Source organism: Pseudomonas sp. S2_F07 (assembly GCF_054668325.1).
Genome location: NZ_CP162758.1, coordinates 1,718,292 through 1,732,688, shown reverse-complemented (window position 1 = coordinate 1,732,688; position 14,397 = coordinate 1,718,292). Strand labels below are relative to the sequence as shown.

Sequence of the window (14,397 nt, the reverse complement as noted above, 5' to 3'; positions counted from 1 at the left end):
TGATCTTGATCTGAAAAACAAAATCAAAAGATCGCAGCCTGCGGCAGCTCCTACAGGGATTGCGTTCTGCCTGTTTTCCGCTAGTCCCATTGGACGATGTTGCCCCTCCCCGAACCCGTTTGAATAGCCCCTACATAAAGTCTCCCCCGGCACCAGCCGAAGGGCGGCACGGCCTGAGAAAAACGAGGAGTGCATCCATGGATATCCGTGGTCTGGGTTACGTCACCCTGCTGTCCAGCGACCTGGCGCAATGGCGCCACTACGCAAGCCAGGTGTTGGGCATGATGGTCAGCGGCGATGATGAGCGTCTGTACCTGAAAATGGACGAGCGTCATTACCGCATCCTCGTGCAGAAGAACGCCGAGAACGGTTTCGGTGCCTGCGGTTGGGAGGTGGCCGGCAAGGCGGCGCTGGAACAGGCGGTCAGCGAGTTGCAGCAGGCCGACGTGCAAGTGATCCGTGGCACCGCCGCCGAAGCGGAACTGCGCAAGGTCCAGGAACTGGTGCACTTCAGCGACCCGGATGGCAATCGCCACGAAATTTTCTGGGGCCCGTTGCAGGATTTCGCCCGTTTCGTCTCGCCGGTGGGCGTCAAAGGTTTTGTCACCAACGACCTCGGCATGGGCCACGTCGTACTGCCAGCCCCGGCCTTCGAACGCTGCCGCGACTTCTACGAGCAGGTGATGGGTTTCGGCCTGTCGGACCTGATGAAAGTCCGCTTCACCCCGGACCCGGCCGAACCGCAAAAGCGTATTCACTTCCTGCACTGCAACAACGGCCGCCACCACTCGCTGGCGATTTTCGAGTGCCCGATGCCCCACGGCTGCGTGCACATGATGGTCGAGGTCAACGCGCTGGACGAAGTCGGCCGCGCCCTGGATCGCGTTCATGCCAACGGCGTGAAGCTGTCGGCCACCCTCGGCCAGCACACCAACGACCAGATGATTTCTTTCTACATCAAGACCCCGTCCGGGTTTGACCTGGAATACGGCTGCGATGGCCTGGTGGTCGACTGGGACCGCCACACACCGTTCGAAAGCACCGTGGTCAGCCACTGGGGCCACGACTTCAGTGTCGGTCGCCAATGAGGAACAAGACGATGGACAAGCAAATGAGCACCGCCGAGATCGTCGGCCAACTGCGTGACGGCATGACCATCGGTATCGGTGGCTGGGGCCCGCGCCGCAAGCCGATGGCGCTGGTGCGCGAGATTCTGCGCTCGGACCTCAAGGAGCTGACTGTTGTTGCATATGGTGGCGCGGACGTCGGCATGCTCTGCGCGGCCGGCAAGATCAAGAAGCTGGTGTTCGCCTTCGTGTCCCTGGATTTCATTCCACTGGAGCCGTACTTCCGCAAGGCGCGCCAGGAAGCGGCGCTGGAAGTGATGGAGATCGATGAAGGCATGTTGCTGCTTGGCCTGCGCGCCGCAGCGATGAATGTGCCGTTCATTCCGACCGCCGTGGGCCTGGGCACCGATGTGCTGCGCCACAACCGTCAGATCAAGTTGATCGCCTCGCCCTATGCCGATGGCAAGGACTGGGTCGCCATGCCGGCGCTCAAGCTCGATGCGGCGCTGGTGCATGTCGACCGCGCCGATGCACGCGGCGTGTGTCAGATCAGCGGTCCGGATCACTACATGGACGACCTGTTCGTGCGGGCCGCGACCCACAGCTACGTGACCTGCGATGAGCTGGTCGACAGCGAGTATTTCCATCAGGACAGCGCCCATGCCCATCAAGTGTTCTGGGAACGCAACCTGACCACCGCCGTGGCCCACGTGCCGGGCGGGGCGCATCCGTCGTCGTGCGCGCCGCTGTACGGTTTCGATGTTGCGCACTTCAAAGCCTACAACGCCACGGTCCAGGCGGCCGATGGCTGGGAAGGTTATGTGCGCGACTACGTCGACTGCACCCACGAACAGTATCTGGAAAAGGTCGGCGGCCTGGCTGCGATCCGTGAACTGCCATTGCCGATTTTCTAAGGAGCCTTTCGATGAGCACTACTGATTTCAGCCTCGCTGAGTTGATGATCTGCGCGGCCTCCGAAGCCTGGCGCGAAGACGGCGAAGTATTGGCCTCCGGCATCGGCGTGATCCCGCGTCTGGCCGCTTCGCTGGCCATGTTGACCAGCAACCCGAACCTGCTGATGACCGATTCCGAAGCCTACATGGTCGCCGAACCGGTGCCGTTGGGCGCGCGCAAAGGCTATGAACCCAAGCGCGACAGCTGGATGGGTTTCTCGCGGATTTTCGACAACGTCTGGGGCGGCAAGCGCCATGCGCTGGTCGGCCCGACCCAGATCGACCGTTACGGTCAAGCCAACATTTCCTGCATCGGTGACTACGCCAAACCCAAGGCGCAGATGCTCGGCGTGCGCGGTTTCCCCGGCAACTCGATCAGCCACGCCAACTCGTTTTGCGTGCCGAGCCATAACCGCCGAGTGTTCGTCGAAGGCGAGGTCGATATGGTCGCCTCGGTCGGCTACAACCCGGCCCGCCTGGCGCGGGGCTGGTCGCTGGACGACATAGATATCCGCCTGATCATCACCGACCTCTGCGTCCTGGATTTCCAGGGCCCGCAGCGGCAGATGCGCATCCGTTCGCTGCACCCCGGCGTGACGGCGGCGCAAGTCCAGGACAACACCGGCTTCGAGCTGCACGTGCCGGACGCTTGCCCGACCACGGAGGCACCGACGGCCGAGCAGTTGCAGCTGATCCAGCGCCTGGATCCGCACAACCTGCGCGCCCTGCAACTCAAAGACAACCCGCCAGGCCAACGCTGAGCAACGCGTTGCGGAGAAAAGTGATGGCTGAACATAACGATAACAATCAGGCCGAGGTGGTGCTGTACGAGGTGCGCGACGCGGTGGCCCTGGTCACCATGAACCGCCCCGAGTTCCACAATGCGCAGAACTCGCAGATGACCTATGCGCTGGACGCGGCGTTTCGCCGGGCCTGCGATGACGATGAAGTGAAGGTCATTGTGCTGCGCGGCGCCGGCAAGCATTTCTCCGCCGGGCATGACATCGGCACCCCGGGCCGCGACGTCGACAAAACCTTCGACCGCGCCAGCCTGTGGTACGACCATGTGAACAAACCGGGCGGTGAGTTTCTCTATGCCCGTGAGCAGGAAGTCTATCTGGGCATGTGCCGTCGCTGGCGCGAGATGCCCAAGCCGACCATCGCCATGGTCCAGGGCGCGTGCATTGCCGGTGGTTTGATGCTGGCCTGGGTCTGTGACCTGATCGTCGCCAGCGAGGATGCGTATTTCGCCGATCCGGTGGTGCGCATGGGCATTCCCGGAGTCGAGTATTTCGCCCACGTGCATGAACTCAATCCGCGCATCGCCAAGGAGTTCCTGTTCCTCGGCGAGCGCATGCCGGCGCCGCGTGCCTATCAGATGGGCATGCTCAATCGGGTGGTGGCTCGCGATGAGTTGGAGCAACAAACCCTCGATATCGCGGGGCGCATCGCCCAGATGCCGCGCCTGGGCCTGCAACTGAGCAAGCAAGCGGTGAACAACGCTGAAGACCTGATGGGCAAGCGCGCGACCATGGACATGGTGTTCGGCCTGCATCACTTCGCCCATGCCCACAATGAGCTGGTGTCCGGCGACCGCCTCGGCGGCTACGACGCCAAGGCCATGGCCAGTTCCCAGCGCAAAACGGGCGAGGCGTGAGCATGGCGATCTCGTTGAATACTCGTTTGACTGAACTGCTCGGTTGCCGCTACCCGATCATCCAGACCGCCATGGGCTGGGTCGCCGACCCAAAACTGGTGGCGGCCACGGGCAATGCTGGCGGCTTTGGTTTTCTCGCCGGGGCGACCATCGAACCGCAGCAGATGGAAGCGGCGATTATCGAAACCCGGCGCCTGACCGACCAGCCGTTCGGCGTGAACTTCCACATGTACCAGGCCAATGCCGGCGAGATCGTCGAGCTGGTATTGCGCCACAAAGTCCGGGCGGTCAGCTACAGCCGTTCGCCGGGCAAGCACATGATCAGCCGCCTGAAGGATGCCGGGGTGGTGTGCATTCCCACGGTGGGCGCGCTCAAGCATGCGCAGAAAGCCGTGGAAATGGGCGCCGATGCGGTGACTGTACAGGGCGGCGAGGGCGGCGGGCATACCGGTTCCGTTCCTACTTCGATGCTGCTTGATCAGGTGGTCAATGCCGTGTCGGTGCCCGTGGTGGCGGCCGGTGGTTTCAAGGACGGCAGGGGCCTGGTGTCGGCCCTGGCCTACGGTGCCGAAGGCATCGCCATGGGCACACGCTTTTTGATGTGCGCCGACAGCCCGGTGCCCCAGGCGACCCTGGCGCGGTACCTGGCGGTCAAGGACCCGGCGGCCATCATCATCAGCCGCGCCATCGACGGCATGCCGCAACGGATGATCCGCAACGAATTGCTCAACCAGCTGGAAAACAGCGGTGGTCTCAAGCGCCTGTTGCTGGCGTTGCAAAGTGGCCTGGCCTACCGCCGCCACACGGGCATGAGCCTGACCCAGTTGCTGAGCAGTGCCTTGAAAATGCGCGGTGCCGGTGAACTGACCGCCGCGCAAAGCATCATGGCCGCTAACGCGCCGATGGTGATCCAGAAAGCCATGGTCGACGGGCGTCCGGCCGAGGGCGTGTTGCCTGCCGGACAAATCGCTGCATCCATCGACAGCTTGCCCAGCTGCGCCCAATTGATTGAACAGATCGTCCGCGACGCCGAAGCGCGCCTGGGCGAGCTGTGCCGCCGTGTGTCGTGAAGGGGAAAGGCATGAAACCATTTAGCGTGAGTATTGATAGCGGCATTGCCGAACTGGTCTTCAACCGACCACCGGTCAATGCCTTCAACTGCCAGGGCTGGGCCGATATCGCCAGCGAGATCGAGGGCCTGGGCCGCGACAGCGACGTGCGGGTGATCGTGATCCGTGCCGAAGGTCGCGGCTTCTGCGCCGGGGTCGATATCAAGGAACTGGCCGCCGACGGCAACCTGATCGTCGCGGTGAACAAGGGCAACTACGACAGCTTCAAGGCCATCCACCGCAACCCGAAACCGGTGATCGTTGCCGTGCACGGTTTCGTGCTGGGCGGCGGCATCGGCATTTGCGGCGCCGCCGACATCATCGTCGCGTCCGAGTGCGCCACCTTTGGCGTGCCGGAAGTGGATCGCGGGGCCATGGGCGGCGGTGCGCATTTGCAGCGCCTGTTCCCGGTGCAGAAAGTCCGCCACATGTACTTCACCGGCGAGGCGATCGACGCCGCCGAAGCCTACCGCCTGGGTGCGGTGGAGCGGGTGGTCAAGCGCGAAGACTTGCGCGACGCCGCGTTGCAGATCGCCCGCACCATCGCCGCCAAGAGCCCCGGCATGATCAGCCTGGCCAAGGAAGCGCTGAGCGGCATCGAAGACGGCAATCTGGAAGACAAATACCGCTGGGAGCAGGGCTTCACCCTCGAAGCCTACCGCTCACTGGACTCTCAGGAAGCACGCGACTCGTTCGTCGAGAAACGCGATGCCCGATTCAACGGCTGAAGGCATATCCATGGACCTGACCTATACCCCGGCCCAGCAGGCCTTTCGTGCCGAGGCACGGACCTGGCTGGCGGCCAATGTACCGAGTGAACCGCTGCAATCGTTCGACACCGAGGCTGGCTTTGCCCAGCACCGGGCGTGGGAAACCAAGCTCAATGAAGGCCGTTGGGGCATGGTCACCTGGCCGACCGAACTCGGCGGGCGCGGTTGCGACCTGATCGAGTGGCTGATTTTCGAAGAGGAATACTACCGCTCTGGCGCCCCGGCACGGGTCAACCAGAACGGTATCTTCCTGCTCGGCCCGACCCTGATGGAGTACGGCACCCCGGAGCAAAAGGCGCGTTTTCTGCCGCGCATGGCCACTGGCGAAGACATCTGGGCCCAGGCCTGGTCCGAGCCGGGCGCCGGTTCCGACATGGCGGCGATCCGTTCCAAGGCTGAACGCGTGGGCGACCACTACGTGATCAACGGCCAGAAAACCTGGTCGACCCGTGCGGTGTGGGCCGATTGGGCATTCGGTATTTTCCGTACCGACGCACAGTCCCAGCGTCATCACGGCCTGACCTTCATTTTGCTGCCGCTGGATACGCCGGGGATCACCGTGCGGCCGATTCCGCAGCTCAACGGCTTGCCGGGCTTCGCCGAGATCTTCTTCGACGACGTCAAGGTGCCGGTGGAGAACGCCCTCGGTGGCGAAGGCATGGGCTGGCACGTGGCGATGTCCACCGCCGGTTTCGAGCGGGGTTTGTTGCTGCGCTCACCGGCGCGCTTCCAGGAAACCGCCAAGCGTCTGGTGCAGCTGTACCTGGCCAACCGCGAGCAGGCCGACCGCGACCCGGCCATCGGTGAAGCGGTGATGCGTGCCTGGCTCGATGCCGAGGCCTACACCCTGAGCACCTACATGACTGCCTCGCAACTGGTGCAGGGCGGCAAGATCGGGCCGGAATCGTCGACCAACAAGATCTTCTGGTCCGAACTCGACCAGCGCATGCACGACACCGCCATGAGCATTCTCGGCCTGCGCGGCGAACTGCTGCCACATGCACCGGCCGCCGGTGACGTCGGCCATTGGCTGGAGGGTTTCCTGTTTGCCCAGGCCGGTCCGATCTACGCCGGCACCAACGAGATCCAGCGCAACATCATTGCCGAACGCATGCTCGGCATGCCGCGAGCCTGAGGAATAGACCATGGACTTTAGTTTCAGCCGCGACCAACTGCTGTTTCAGGACAACGTCCGCAGCTTTCTGATCAACGAAGTCACCCCGGAACGCATCCGCGAACTGTGGCAGAGCGACAACGGGCGCAGTGATCAGCTCTGGGCACAACTGGTGGAACTCGGCCTGACCGCCCTGACCGTGCCCGAGGCGCAGGACGGCATGGGCATGAATGAGCTGGACTTCGTGCTGATCGCCCAGGAATGCGGTTATGCCGGGCTGCCAGAACCGTTGGTGGACACCATGCTGATCGGCGTGCCGTTGCTTGCCGCCCTGGATGAGCAACACGCGTCGCTCAAACAAAAATGGCTGTCGCAAGTGGCCGAGGGCCGTGCACGTCTCGCGGTTTCCGAGCCAGGTAACCCGCTGGTCAGCGATGCCCATGTCGCCAATCTGCTGTTGCTGGCCCATGGCGACGAAGTGCATGCGCTGGAGCGTGATGCCGTGCGCCTGACCCGCAACGAGTCGGTCGACCCGAGCCGGCAGCTGTTCCAGGTCGAGTGGACACCAAGCCCGGCCACTTGCGTCGCCAACGGTGAGCAAGGGCGGCAACTGTGGGCGGCCGCCTTCAACCGTGGCGCCATCGCCAGTGCCGCGCAATTGCTCGGGCTGGCCAAGCGCATGGTCGACCTGGCGGTGGACTACACCTTCGAGCGCAAGCAGTTCGGCAAACCGGTGGGTTCGTTCCAGGCGGTCAAGCATCTGATGGCCAACGTCGCGGTGCAGATCGAGTTCGCCAAAGGCCCGCTGTACCGCGCCGCTTATGCCATCGCCGAACAACAACCGGAGCAGGACGTATTCGTGTCCCACGCCAAATTGGCGACCGCAGAAGCGGCCATGCTCGCGGCGAAAAACACCATCCAGGCTCACGGTGCCATGGGGTACACCTGGGAAGTGGATTTGCACCTGTTCATGAAGCGCGCCTGGGTGCTGGACAAGGTCTGGGGTGATCGCGGCCTGCACAAAGGGCGGATTCGCGCGGCGCTGTTTGACGGCACCCCGGAGCTGGGTGCGGGCAATACGTTCTAACCCGTCAGTAAGAGTGACTACATCCCTGTGGGAGCGAGCTTGCTCGCGATGAGGCCGGCACATCCAAACATCGATGTTGACTGACACTCCGCCATCGCGAGCAAGCTCGCTCCCACAAGGTTTTTCGGCGCTCTCAATACCAGATTTCAATTTCTTCACCGAGGTAGACCATGCCTGAAGCTTATATCGTCGACGCCCTGCGCACGCCCACCGGGCGGCGCAAGGGTGGTCTGAGCCAGATCCACGCCGCCGACCTGGGCGCCCACGTATTGCGTGCGCTGGTCGGGCGCAACGCCATTCCCGACGAGGATTACGACGACGTGATCTTCGGCTGTGTCGACACCATCGGCCCGCTGGCCGGTGACATCGCCCGTACCAGTTGGCTGGCGGCCGGCCTGTCGCAAGCGGTGCCGGGCACCACCATCGATCGCCAGTGCGGTTCGTCCCAGCAAGCGGTGCACTTCGCCGCCCAGGCGGTGATGAGCGGTACCCAGGATGTGGTCGTCGCCGGTGGCGTGCAGACCATGACCCAGATCCCGATTTCCTCGGCGATGATCGCCGCCGAACCCTTGGGCTTCACCGATCCGTTCAGCGGTTCCGAAGGCTGGGTGCGGCGCTATGGCGCGCAACCGCCGACGCAGTTCCGTTCGGCGCAGATGATCGCGGAAAAGTGGGACCTGTCCCGGGCGCAGCTTGAAGCCTATTCGCTGGAATCCCATCGACGTGCCTTGCAGGCCATCGAGCAAGGCCGCTTCAATCGCGAGATCGTGCCACTGGCCGGTGTGCTGCATGACGAAACGCCACGCCAGACCAGCCTGGAAAAAATGGCCGAGCTGGAGTTCCTGTTCGGCTGCGACCGGGTGACCGCCGCGGTGTCGAGCCAGACCTGTGATGCGGCCAGTGCGATGCTGATCGTTTCGGAGGCGGCGCTCAAACGTTACGGCCTGACACCACGGGCTCGCATCCATCACCTGAGCGTGCGCGCCGAAGACCCGATCTGGATGCTCACCGCGCCGATCCCGGCTACCGCTTACGCACTCAAGCGTGCCGGCATGAAGCTGGAAGACATCGACCGCGTAGAGATCAACGAAGCCTTCGCCTCGGTGGCCATGGCCTGGTTGAAAGAAACGGGCTATCCCCACGAACAGACCAACGTCAACGGCGGCGCGATTGCCCTCGGCCATCCATTGGGTGCCACCGGCACCCGCTTGATGTGCACCTTGCTGCATGAACTGGAACGCAGCGGCGGACGCTACGGCATGCAGACCATGTGCGAAGGCGGCGGTCAGGCCAACGTGACGATTATCGAACGCCTGTGATTTCAAGATGCCCACTGAACCTGTGGGAGCGGGATTGTGGCAACGAGTGATGAATTTGAAGGATGAGCAATATGAAAATCTGTGAAAACCGCGTCGTGATCATCACCGGTGCCGGCGGTGGCCTGGGCCGCGCCTACGCGCTGGCTTTCGCCGCCGAAGGCGCGAAAGTGGTGGTCAACGACATCAACCGCGAAGCGGCGCTGGCCGTGGTCGGCGAAATCCTGGGGCAAGGCGGCAGCGCCGTGGCCAACAGCGACGACATCACCCGCTACGACTCGGCGGGCCTGATTGTGCGCCAGGCCATCGAAACCTTTGGCGACCTGAATGTGGTGGTCAACAACGCCGGCATCTGCCGCGACCGCATGTTCGCCAGCCTGACCGAAGCCGACTGGGATGCCGTGGTAGCCGTGCATCTGAAGGGCCACTTCTGCATTTCCAGCCACGCCGTGAAGTACTGGCGCGAGCAGGCCAAGGGTGGCGCCAAGGTCGATGCGCGGATCATCAACACCAGCTCCGGCGCCGGGTTGCAGGGCTCCATCGGCCAGTCCAACTATGCGGCGGCCAAGGGTGGCATTGCTTCGCTGACGCTGGTGCAGGCGGCTGAACTGCGCCGCTACGGGATCACCGCCAATGCCCTGGCGCCGGCCGCGCGCACCGGGATGACCGAGCAAGTGTTCGCCGACACCATGAAAAAGCCTGAAGAAGGCTTCGATTACTTCGCCCCGGAAAACGTCGCGCCGCTGGTGGTGTGGCTGGGCTCCGAGGCTTCCGCCGGGGTGACCGGGCAGATGTTCGAAGTCGAGGGCGGCAAGTTGTCGATCGCCGACGGCTGGCGCCGTGGTCCGCAACTGGATCGCCAGGGCCGCTGGGCGGTTGGCGAGATGGGCGAAGCGATTGCGCAGCTGATGACTCAGGCCGTTCCGGCGGCGAAGGTTTACGGCAGCTGAAAAAGAACGGTCTCGGGAGGGCGCGGGTGGCTATAATCGGCCCCACGTTCCCTCCTGTCATCACACGAGACTGCCATGACCATTTCCCTGTACGACGCTTCCATCCCTGTTCTCCAGCAAATGCTCAACGCCCTCAGCGGTGTGCTGAAAAAGGCCGAAGCCCACGCCACCGAAAAAAACATCGACCCTAACGCCTTCCTGCAAGCGCGCCTGTTCCCGGACATGTTCCCGCTGGTACGCCAGGTGCAGATCGCCGTTGATTTCGCCAAAGGCATTTCTTCGCGTCTGGCCGAAGTCGAACTGCCGAAGTACGACGACACTGAAACCACCTTCGCCGAGCTGCAAGCATTGATCGCCAAGGTTCTGGCCTACATCGGCGAGTTCACGCCGGAGCAGATCAACGGCAAGGAAGGCATCGAGATCGTGACCCGTCCGGGCACGCCTAAAGAGAAGCGCTTCAGCGGTCAGTCCTACCTGCTGACCTACGGCCTGCCGCAGTTCTTCTTCCACGTCACCACCACTTACGCACTGCTGCGCCACAACGGCGTGGAAGTGGGCAAGCGCGACTACATGGGCGCGTTCTAAACCGTCCAGGTACAAAAAAGCCCGCCAAGGTTTGCGCCTTGGCGGGCTTTTTCGTTGGTGGAGCCAGAGATCGCAGCCTGCGGCAGCTCCTACAGAGGAACGCGTACCCCCTGTAGGAGCTGCCGCAGGCTGCGATCTTTTGATCTTTACGCCAATCGCTCTGCTTTTGCCTCTTCACCCAGGCAAGCCGCCGCGGTGAACAGCACATCGGTGGAGGAGTTCAGCGCGGTTTCCGCCGAGTCCTGCAACACGCCGATGATGAAACCGACCGCCACCACCTGCATGGCGATTTCGCTCGGGATGCCGAACAGGCTGCACGCCAGTGGAATCAGCAACAGCGAACCACCGGCCACACCCGAAGCACCGCAGGCGCAGATGGCTGCGACGACGCTCAGCAGGATCGCGGTGGGAATGTCCACGGCGATGCCGAGGGTGTGCACGGCCGCCAGGGTCAGCACGGTGATGGTGATCGCAGCTCCCGCCATATTGATGGTCGCGCCCAGCGGGATCGATACCGAGTAGGTGTCTTCGTGCAGGCCCAGGCGCTTGCTCAACTCCAGGTTGACCGGAATGTTCGCCGCCGAGCTACGGGTGAAGAATGCCGTGATGCCGCTTTCGCGCAGGCAGGTCAGCACCAGTGGGTACGGGTTGCGACGCAGTTTCCAGAATACGATCAGCGGGTTCATCACCAGCGCCACGAACAGCATGCAGCCCAGCAGTACGGCCAGCAGGTGCGCGTAGCCGATCAGGGCGCCGAAACCGGAGGTGGCGAGCGTCGAGGCCACCAGGCCGAAGATGCCCAGCGGGGCGAAGCTGATCACCAGGCGCACAATCACCGTCACGCCGTTGGACAGGTCGCCCAGCACTTCACGGGTGGTGTCGCCGGCGTGGCGGATGGCAATGCCCATGCCGATGGCCCAGGCCAGAATACCAATGAAGTTGGCATTCATCAGGGCGCTGACCGGATTATCGACCACGCTCAGCAACAGGCTTTGCAGCACTTCGCCAATCCCGCCTGGCGCAGTGACCGCGACGTCCTGGGTCGACAGCACCAGGCTCGAAGGGAACGTCATGCTGGCAACCACCGCGACCACGGCGGCGGCGAAAGTGCCCAGCAGATACAGGAACAGAATCGGCCGGATATGGGTTTCCTGGCCGTGCTTGTGGTTGGCAATCGACGCCATGACCAGCACGAACACAAGAATTGGCGCGACGGCTTTCAGTGCCGAGACAAACACTTTGCCGATGAACGCCGTGGACTTGGCCAGGTCGGGGGCAATCAGTGCCAGGGCAATACCGGCGATCAGGCCGATCACGATCTGTGTGACCAGGCTCAAGCGTTTAAGGCGTTGCAATAGAGAAGGGGATGAAGCAGTCATAAAACGGCATCTCTGATTTTTTATAAGTGCGAGGTTTCACCGCAGTTGCAGCAACAAGCAGGGCAGGCCGCAGACGGGAAACCGAGAGGGGAACACGGCGCTAATGCCAGCGCTGATTCCTGTGGCGAGGGAGCTTGCTCCCTCGCCACAAAGGGCGCGGACTTTATCACAGCGCAGGAACGATCTTTCAGACCTGTGACGAACTGCCACCCTGGCATTCAACGCGAATTGCAGGTTCGTGCAACCGCATCCGAAAACACTCTGTTAAGATTCGCCATCCTCATTTTCATGTCTGCCAGTGGGCCTTCGGGCTATCGCTGGTGTTTTCGTTTTCTGGAGTTTTGCATGCTGTTGCCCATTCTTCTGTTGTCCGCCGCCGGCTTCACGGTGCTGACCACGGAGTTCATCATCGTCGGCCTATTGCCGGCCATCGCCCGGGACCTGGAGGTCAGCATCCCCCAGGCCGGTTTACTGGTGACCCTGTTCGCTTTCACCGTGGCCGCGTTCGGGCCGTTCCTGACGGCGTATTTCGCCCGCTTCGAGCGGCGCAAGCTGTTCATCTCGGTGCTGATCATGTTTGGCTTGGCCAACACGCTCGCAGCGCTGGCGCCGAATATCTGGGTGATGGCGTTTGCCCGTTTGATCCCGGCACTGGGGCTGCCGGTGTTCTGGGCCTTGGCCAGCGAAACGGCGGTGGATATCGTCGGGCCGGATTACGCCGGGCGCGCCATTGCCAAGATCGGTTTCGGCATCGTTTGCGCCACGGTGTTCGGCATTCCCGTGGGCACGCTGATTTCCGATGCGTTCGGCTGGCGCAGTGCCTTCGCGATTCTGGCGGTCATCGCCTTTGCCAAGGCGTTGCTGCTGTTTATCTATCTGCCCAGGACCAACCTGCACCAGCATCAGGTGAGTTTTCGCTCGCAGTTCAAGATCCTGCGCAGCCCGCTGATGCTCGGTCACGTGCTGCTGTCTGTGATTGTGTTCAGCGGCATGTTCACCGCGTACACCTATCTGGCGGACATTCTTGAGCGCCTGGCAGGCTTCAACGGCACCGTGGTCGGCTGGTGCCTGATGGGCTTCGGCGCGGTCGGGCTGATCGGCAACTCCCTGGGTGGCCGTGCGGTGGATCGTCACCCGTTGATGGCGTCGATGATGTTCTGTGCGTTCATGATCGCCGGCCTGGTGGCGCTGGTGCCGAACATCCATTCGCCCCTCGGCCTGGCGGCGGCGATGGGCATCTGGGGCGTGACCCAGGCGGCGTTGTTCCTGGTCAGCCATGTGCGCCTGATGAAAGCGGCTCCCGAAGCGCCGGCTTTCGCCGCGTCGCTGAACATCGCCGGGGCCAACCTCGGTATCGGTCTGGGGGCGATGATCGGTGGTCGGGTGATCGACAGCGTCGGTCTGCAAGGCCTTGGCTTCGCCGCCGCCGCTTTCATTCTGGCGTCGATCCTGCTGGCCATCGCCCTGATGACCTTCAAGCCCCGCGAAGAGGTCACAGCGCTGTAAACAGCTCGCGTCGGGCACCTTCGGTAATGGCGACAATGCCGGGGTGCTTGACCTTGCGTTCCACTGAGATGGCATAGAACGACTCGCTCACCGCGTCGGTCTGGCCAATCACCTCCACGCCGTATTGGCGTTGCACTTCATCGGCAATCACGCTCGGGCCGATGAATATCCCGCTGCCGGATTGGCCGAAGGCCTGCATCAGGGCACTGTCGTCGAACTCACCGACAATCTGCGGCTGGATCTGCTGCTCGGCGAACCAGCGTTGCAAGCGGCTGCGCACCACGGTTTCCGGCCCGGGAATCAGCAGCGGCGCACCGTGCAGATTGCGCGGAAAGTCGTGTCCATAACGCGCCGCCAGTTCAGGGGTGGCGAAGAAGCTGATCCCGCACTCACCGAGTTTCTGACTGTAGCCCTTGATGTCCAGGTGCGACGGCATCGGGCTGTCGGAGATCACCAGGTCCAGGCGCTGGATCGCCAGGTCAGCCAGCAAACGCTCAAGCTTGTCTTCGCGACAAGTGATGCGCAGCGGTTCGCTCAGTTCCATGGTCGGTGCAATCAGGCGATAGACGATGGACTTGGGCACCACGTCGGCCACACCGACACGAAACAGGATCTGCTGTTCATTGGGTTGTGCCCGCAGCATCAGTTCCAGTTCGCCACCGAGCTGGAACATTTGTTCGGCGTAGGGCAGGGCCTGGCGGCCGGCCTCGGTGAGTTCCAGTTGCCGTCCGACGCGCCGGAACAACTCGATGCCAAAGGTCTGTTCCAGCAATGAAATCTGCCCGCTGATGGTTTGTGGCGTGAGATTGAGCTGCTCACAGGCGCGCACGATGCTGCCGGTCTTGGCCACCACCCAGAAGTAATGCAATTGCCGATAGTTGAGCATGGCGTCCAACACTTCGTA

Annotated in this window: 14 protein-coding genes; 12 read left to right on the top strand and 2 right to left on the bottom strand. The window is 62.7% G+C overall.

Translation table 11 applies throughout. The annotated features are described in order from the left end of the window. Positions 1 to 197 precede the first annotated feature (197 nt). The 11 genes from AB4O40_RS07795 (at position 198) to AB4O40_RS07745 (ending at position 10,608) form a co-directional block, all read left to right on the top strand. Positions 198 to 1,088, top strand: coding sequence for a VOC family protein (locus tag AB4O40_RS07795; RefSeq protein ID WP_056722365.1), 891 nt, complete (start codon positions 198 to 200; stop codon positions 1,086 to 1,088). Between the two features lie 11 nt (positions 1,089 to 1,099). Further along, a complete protein-coding gene (locus AB4O40_RS07790) occupies positions 1,100 to 1,981 on the top strand; it encodes a CoA transferase subunit A (protein ID WP_223541584.1) in 882 nt (293 codons plus the stop codon). 11 nt (positions 1,982 to 1,992) lie between these two features. Beyond that, positions 1,993 to 2,781, top strand: coding sequence for a CoA-transferase subunit beta (locus AB4O40_RS07785; protein WP_056722361.1), 789 nt, complete (start codon positions 1,993 to 1,995; stop codon positions 2,779 to 2,781). A 23-nt stretch (positions 2,782 to 2,804) separates the two neighbouring features. After that, complete coding sequence (locus AB4O40_RS07780; RefSeq protein ID WP_056722359.1) at positions 2,805 to 3,677, top strand: enoyl-CoA hydratase; 873 nt, start codon at positions 2,805 to 2,807, stop codon at positions 3,675 to 3,677. A gap of 2 nt (positions 3,678 to 3,679) precedes the next feature. Further along, a complete protein-coding gene (locus tag AB4O40_RS07775; protein WP_056722357.1) occupies positions 3,680 to 4,747 on the top strand; it encodes an NAD(P)H-dependent flavin oxidoreductase in 1,068 nt (355 codons plus the stop codon). Between the two features lie 11 nt (positions 4,748 to 4,758). Beyond that, the gene (locus tag AB4O40_RS07770; RefSeq protein ID WP_223541580.1) at positions 4,759 to 5,514 is read left to right on the top strand and encodes an enoyl-CoA hydratase family protein; all 756 of its coding nucleotides are present in this window, start codon (positions 4,759 to 4,761) and stop codon (positions 5,512 to 5,514) included. A 10-nt stretch (positions 5,515 to 5,524) separates the two neighbouring features. Further along, positions 5,525 to 6,691 carry an acyl-CoA dehydrogenase family protein gene (locus tag AB4O40_RS07765; protein WP_056722354.1) on the top strand — a complete coding sequence of 389 codons (1,167 nt, stop codon included), beginning with the start codon at positions 5,525 to 5,527 and terminating at the stop codon, positions 6,689 to 6,691. A gap of 10 nt (positions 6,692 to 6,701) precedes the next feature. Then, a complete protein-coding gene (locus tag AB4O40_RS07760; RefSeq protein ID WP_056722352.1) occupies positions 6,702 to 7,757 on the top strand; it encodes an acyl-CoA dehydrogenase family protein in 1,056 nt (351 codons plus the stop codon). 170 nt (positions 7,758 to 7,927) lie between these two features. Beyond that, the gene (locus AB4O40_RS07755) at positions 7,928 to 9,076 is read left to right on the top strand and encodes an acetyl-CoA C-acetyltransferase (protein ID WP_056722350.1); all 1,149 of its coding nucleotides are present in this window, start codon (positions 7,928 to 7,930) and stop codon (positions 9,074 to 9,076) included. Positions 9,077 to 9,147: 71 nt separating this feature from the next. Then, complete coding sequence (locus tag AB4O40_RS07750) at positions 9,148 to 10,023, top strand: SDR family oxidoreductase (protein ID WP_056722348.1); 876 nt, start codon at positions 9,148 to 9,150, stop codon at positions 10,021 to 10,023. Between the two features lie 75 nt (positions 10,024 to 10,098). Continuing rightward, the gene (locus AB4O40_RS07745; protein ID WP_056722346.1) at positions 10,099 to 10,608 is read left to right on the top strand and encodes a DUF1993 domain-containing protein; all 510 of its coding nucleotides are present in this window, start codon (positions 10,099 to 10,101) and stop codon (positions 10,606 to 10,608) included. 146 nt (positions 10,609 to 10,754) lie between these two features. Here AB4O40_RS07745 and sstT read toward each other — a convergent pair whose 3' ends face one another. Then, complete coding sequence (gene sstT, locus AB4O40_RS07740; protein ID WP_046043062.1) at positions 10,755 to 11,987, bottom strand: serine/threonine transporter SstT; 1,233 nt, start codon at positions 11,985 to 11,987, stop codon at positions 10,755 to 10,757. Positions 11,988 to 12,332: 345 nt separating this feature from the next. On the opposite strand from sstT, the gene AB4O40_RS07735 reads away from it, so the two are divergent. Beyond that, on the top strand, positions 12,333 to 13,493 hold the full coding sequence (locus tag AB4O40_RS07735) for an MFS transporter (protein ID WP_008048831.1): 1,161 nt from the start codon (positions 12,333 to 12,335) through the stop codon (positions 13,491 to 13,493). Here the strand turns inward: AB4O40_RS07735 and nhaR are convergent. Beyond that, positions 13,480 to 14,379 carry a transcriptional activator NhaR gene (nhaR, locus tag AB4O40_RS07730; RefSeq protein WP_056722345.1) on the bottom strand — a complete coding sequence of 300 codons (900 nt, stop codon included), beginning with the start codon at positions 14,377 to 14,379 and terminating at the stop codon, positions 13,480 to 13,482. The two genes, AB4O40_RS07735 and nhaR, sit on opposite strands and share 14 nt — an antisense overlap. Positions 14,380 to 14,397: the final 18 nt, after the last annotated feature.

Excerpts from the sequence above, each read along its gene's own strand:
- AB4O40_RS07785 (WP_056722361.1), top strand. The coding sequence starts at position 1,993 with ATGAGCACTACTGATTTCAGCCTCGCTGAGTTGATGATCTGCGCGGCC.
- AB4O40_RS07745 (WP_056722346.1), top strand. The coding sequence starts at position 10,099 with ATGACCATTTCCCTGTACGACGCTTCCATCCCTGTTCTCCAGCAAATG.
- AB4O40_RS07760 (WP_056722352.1), top strand. The coding sequence starts at position 6,702 with ATGGACTTTAGTTTCAGCCGCGACCAACTGCTGTTTCAGGACAACGTC.
- sstT (WP_046043062.1), bottom strand. The coding sequence starts at position 11,987 with ATGACTGCTTCATCCCCTTCTCTATTGCAACGCCTTAAACGCTTGAGC.
- AB4O40_RS07750 (WP_056722348.1), top strand. The coding sequence starts at position 9,148 with ATGAAAATCTGTGAAAACCGCGTCGTGATCATCACCGGTGCCGGCGGT.
- AB4O40_RS07770 (WP_223541580.1), top strand. The coding sequence starts at position 4,759 with ATGAAACCATTTAGCGTGAGTATTGATAGCGGCATTGCCGAACTGGTC.
- AB4O40_RS07790 (WP_223541584.1), top strand. The coding sequence starts at position 1,100 with ATGGACAAGCAAATGAGCACCGCCGAGATCGTCGGCCAACTGCGTGAC.
- AB4O40_RS07780 (WP_056722359.1), top strand. The coding sequence starts at position 2,805 with ATGGCTGAACATAACGATAACAATCAGGCCGAGGTGGTGCTGTACGAG.
- AB4O40_RS07795 (WP_056722365.1), top strand. The coding sequence starts at position 198 with ATGGATATCCGTGGTCTGGGTTACGTCACCCTGCTGTCCAGCGACCTG.
- nhaR (WP_056722345.1), bottom strand. The coding sequence starts at position 14,379 with ATGCTCAACTATCGGCAATTGCATTACTTCTGGGTGGTGGCCAAGACC.
- AB4O40_RS07775 (WP_056722357.1), top strand. The coding sequence starts at position 3,680 with ATGGCGATCTCGTTGAATACTCGTTTGACTGAACTGCTCGGTTGCCGC.
- AB4O40_RS07755 (WP_056722350.1), top strand. The coding sequence starts at position 7,928 with ATGCCTGAAGCTTATATCGTCGACGCCCTGCGCACGCCCACCGGGCGG.
- AB4O40_RS07765 (WP_056722354.1), top strand. The coding sequence starts at position 5,525 with ATGGACCTGACCTATACCCCGGCCCAGCAGGCCTTTCGTGCCGAGGCA.
- AB4O40_RS07735 (WP_008048831.1), top strand. The coding sequence starts at position 12,333 with ATGCTGTTGCCCATTCTTCTGTTGTCCGCCGCCGGCTTCACGGTGCTG.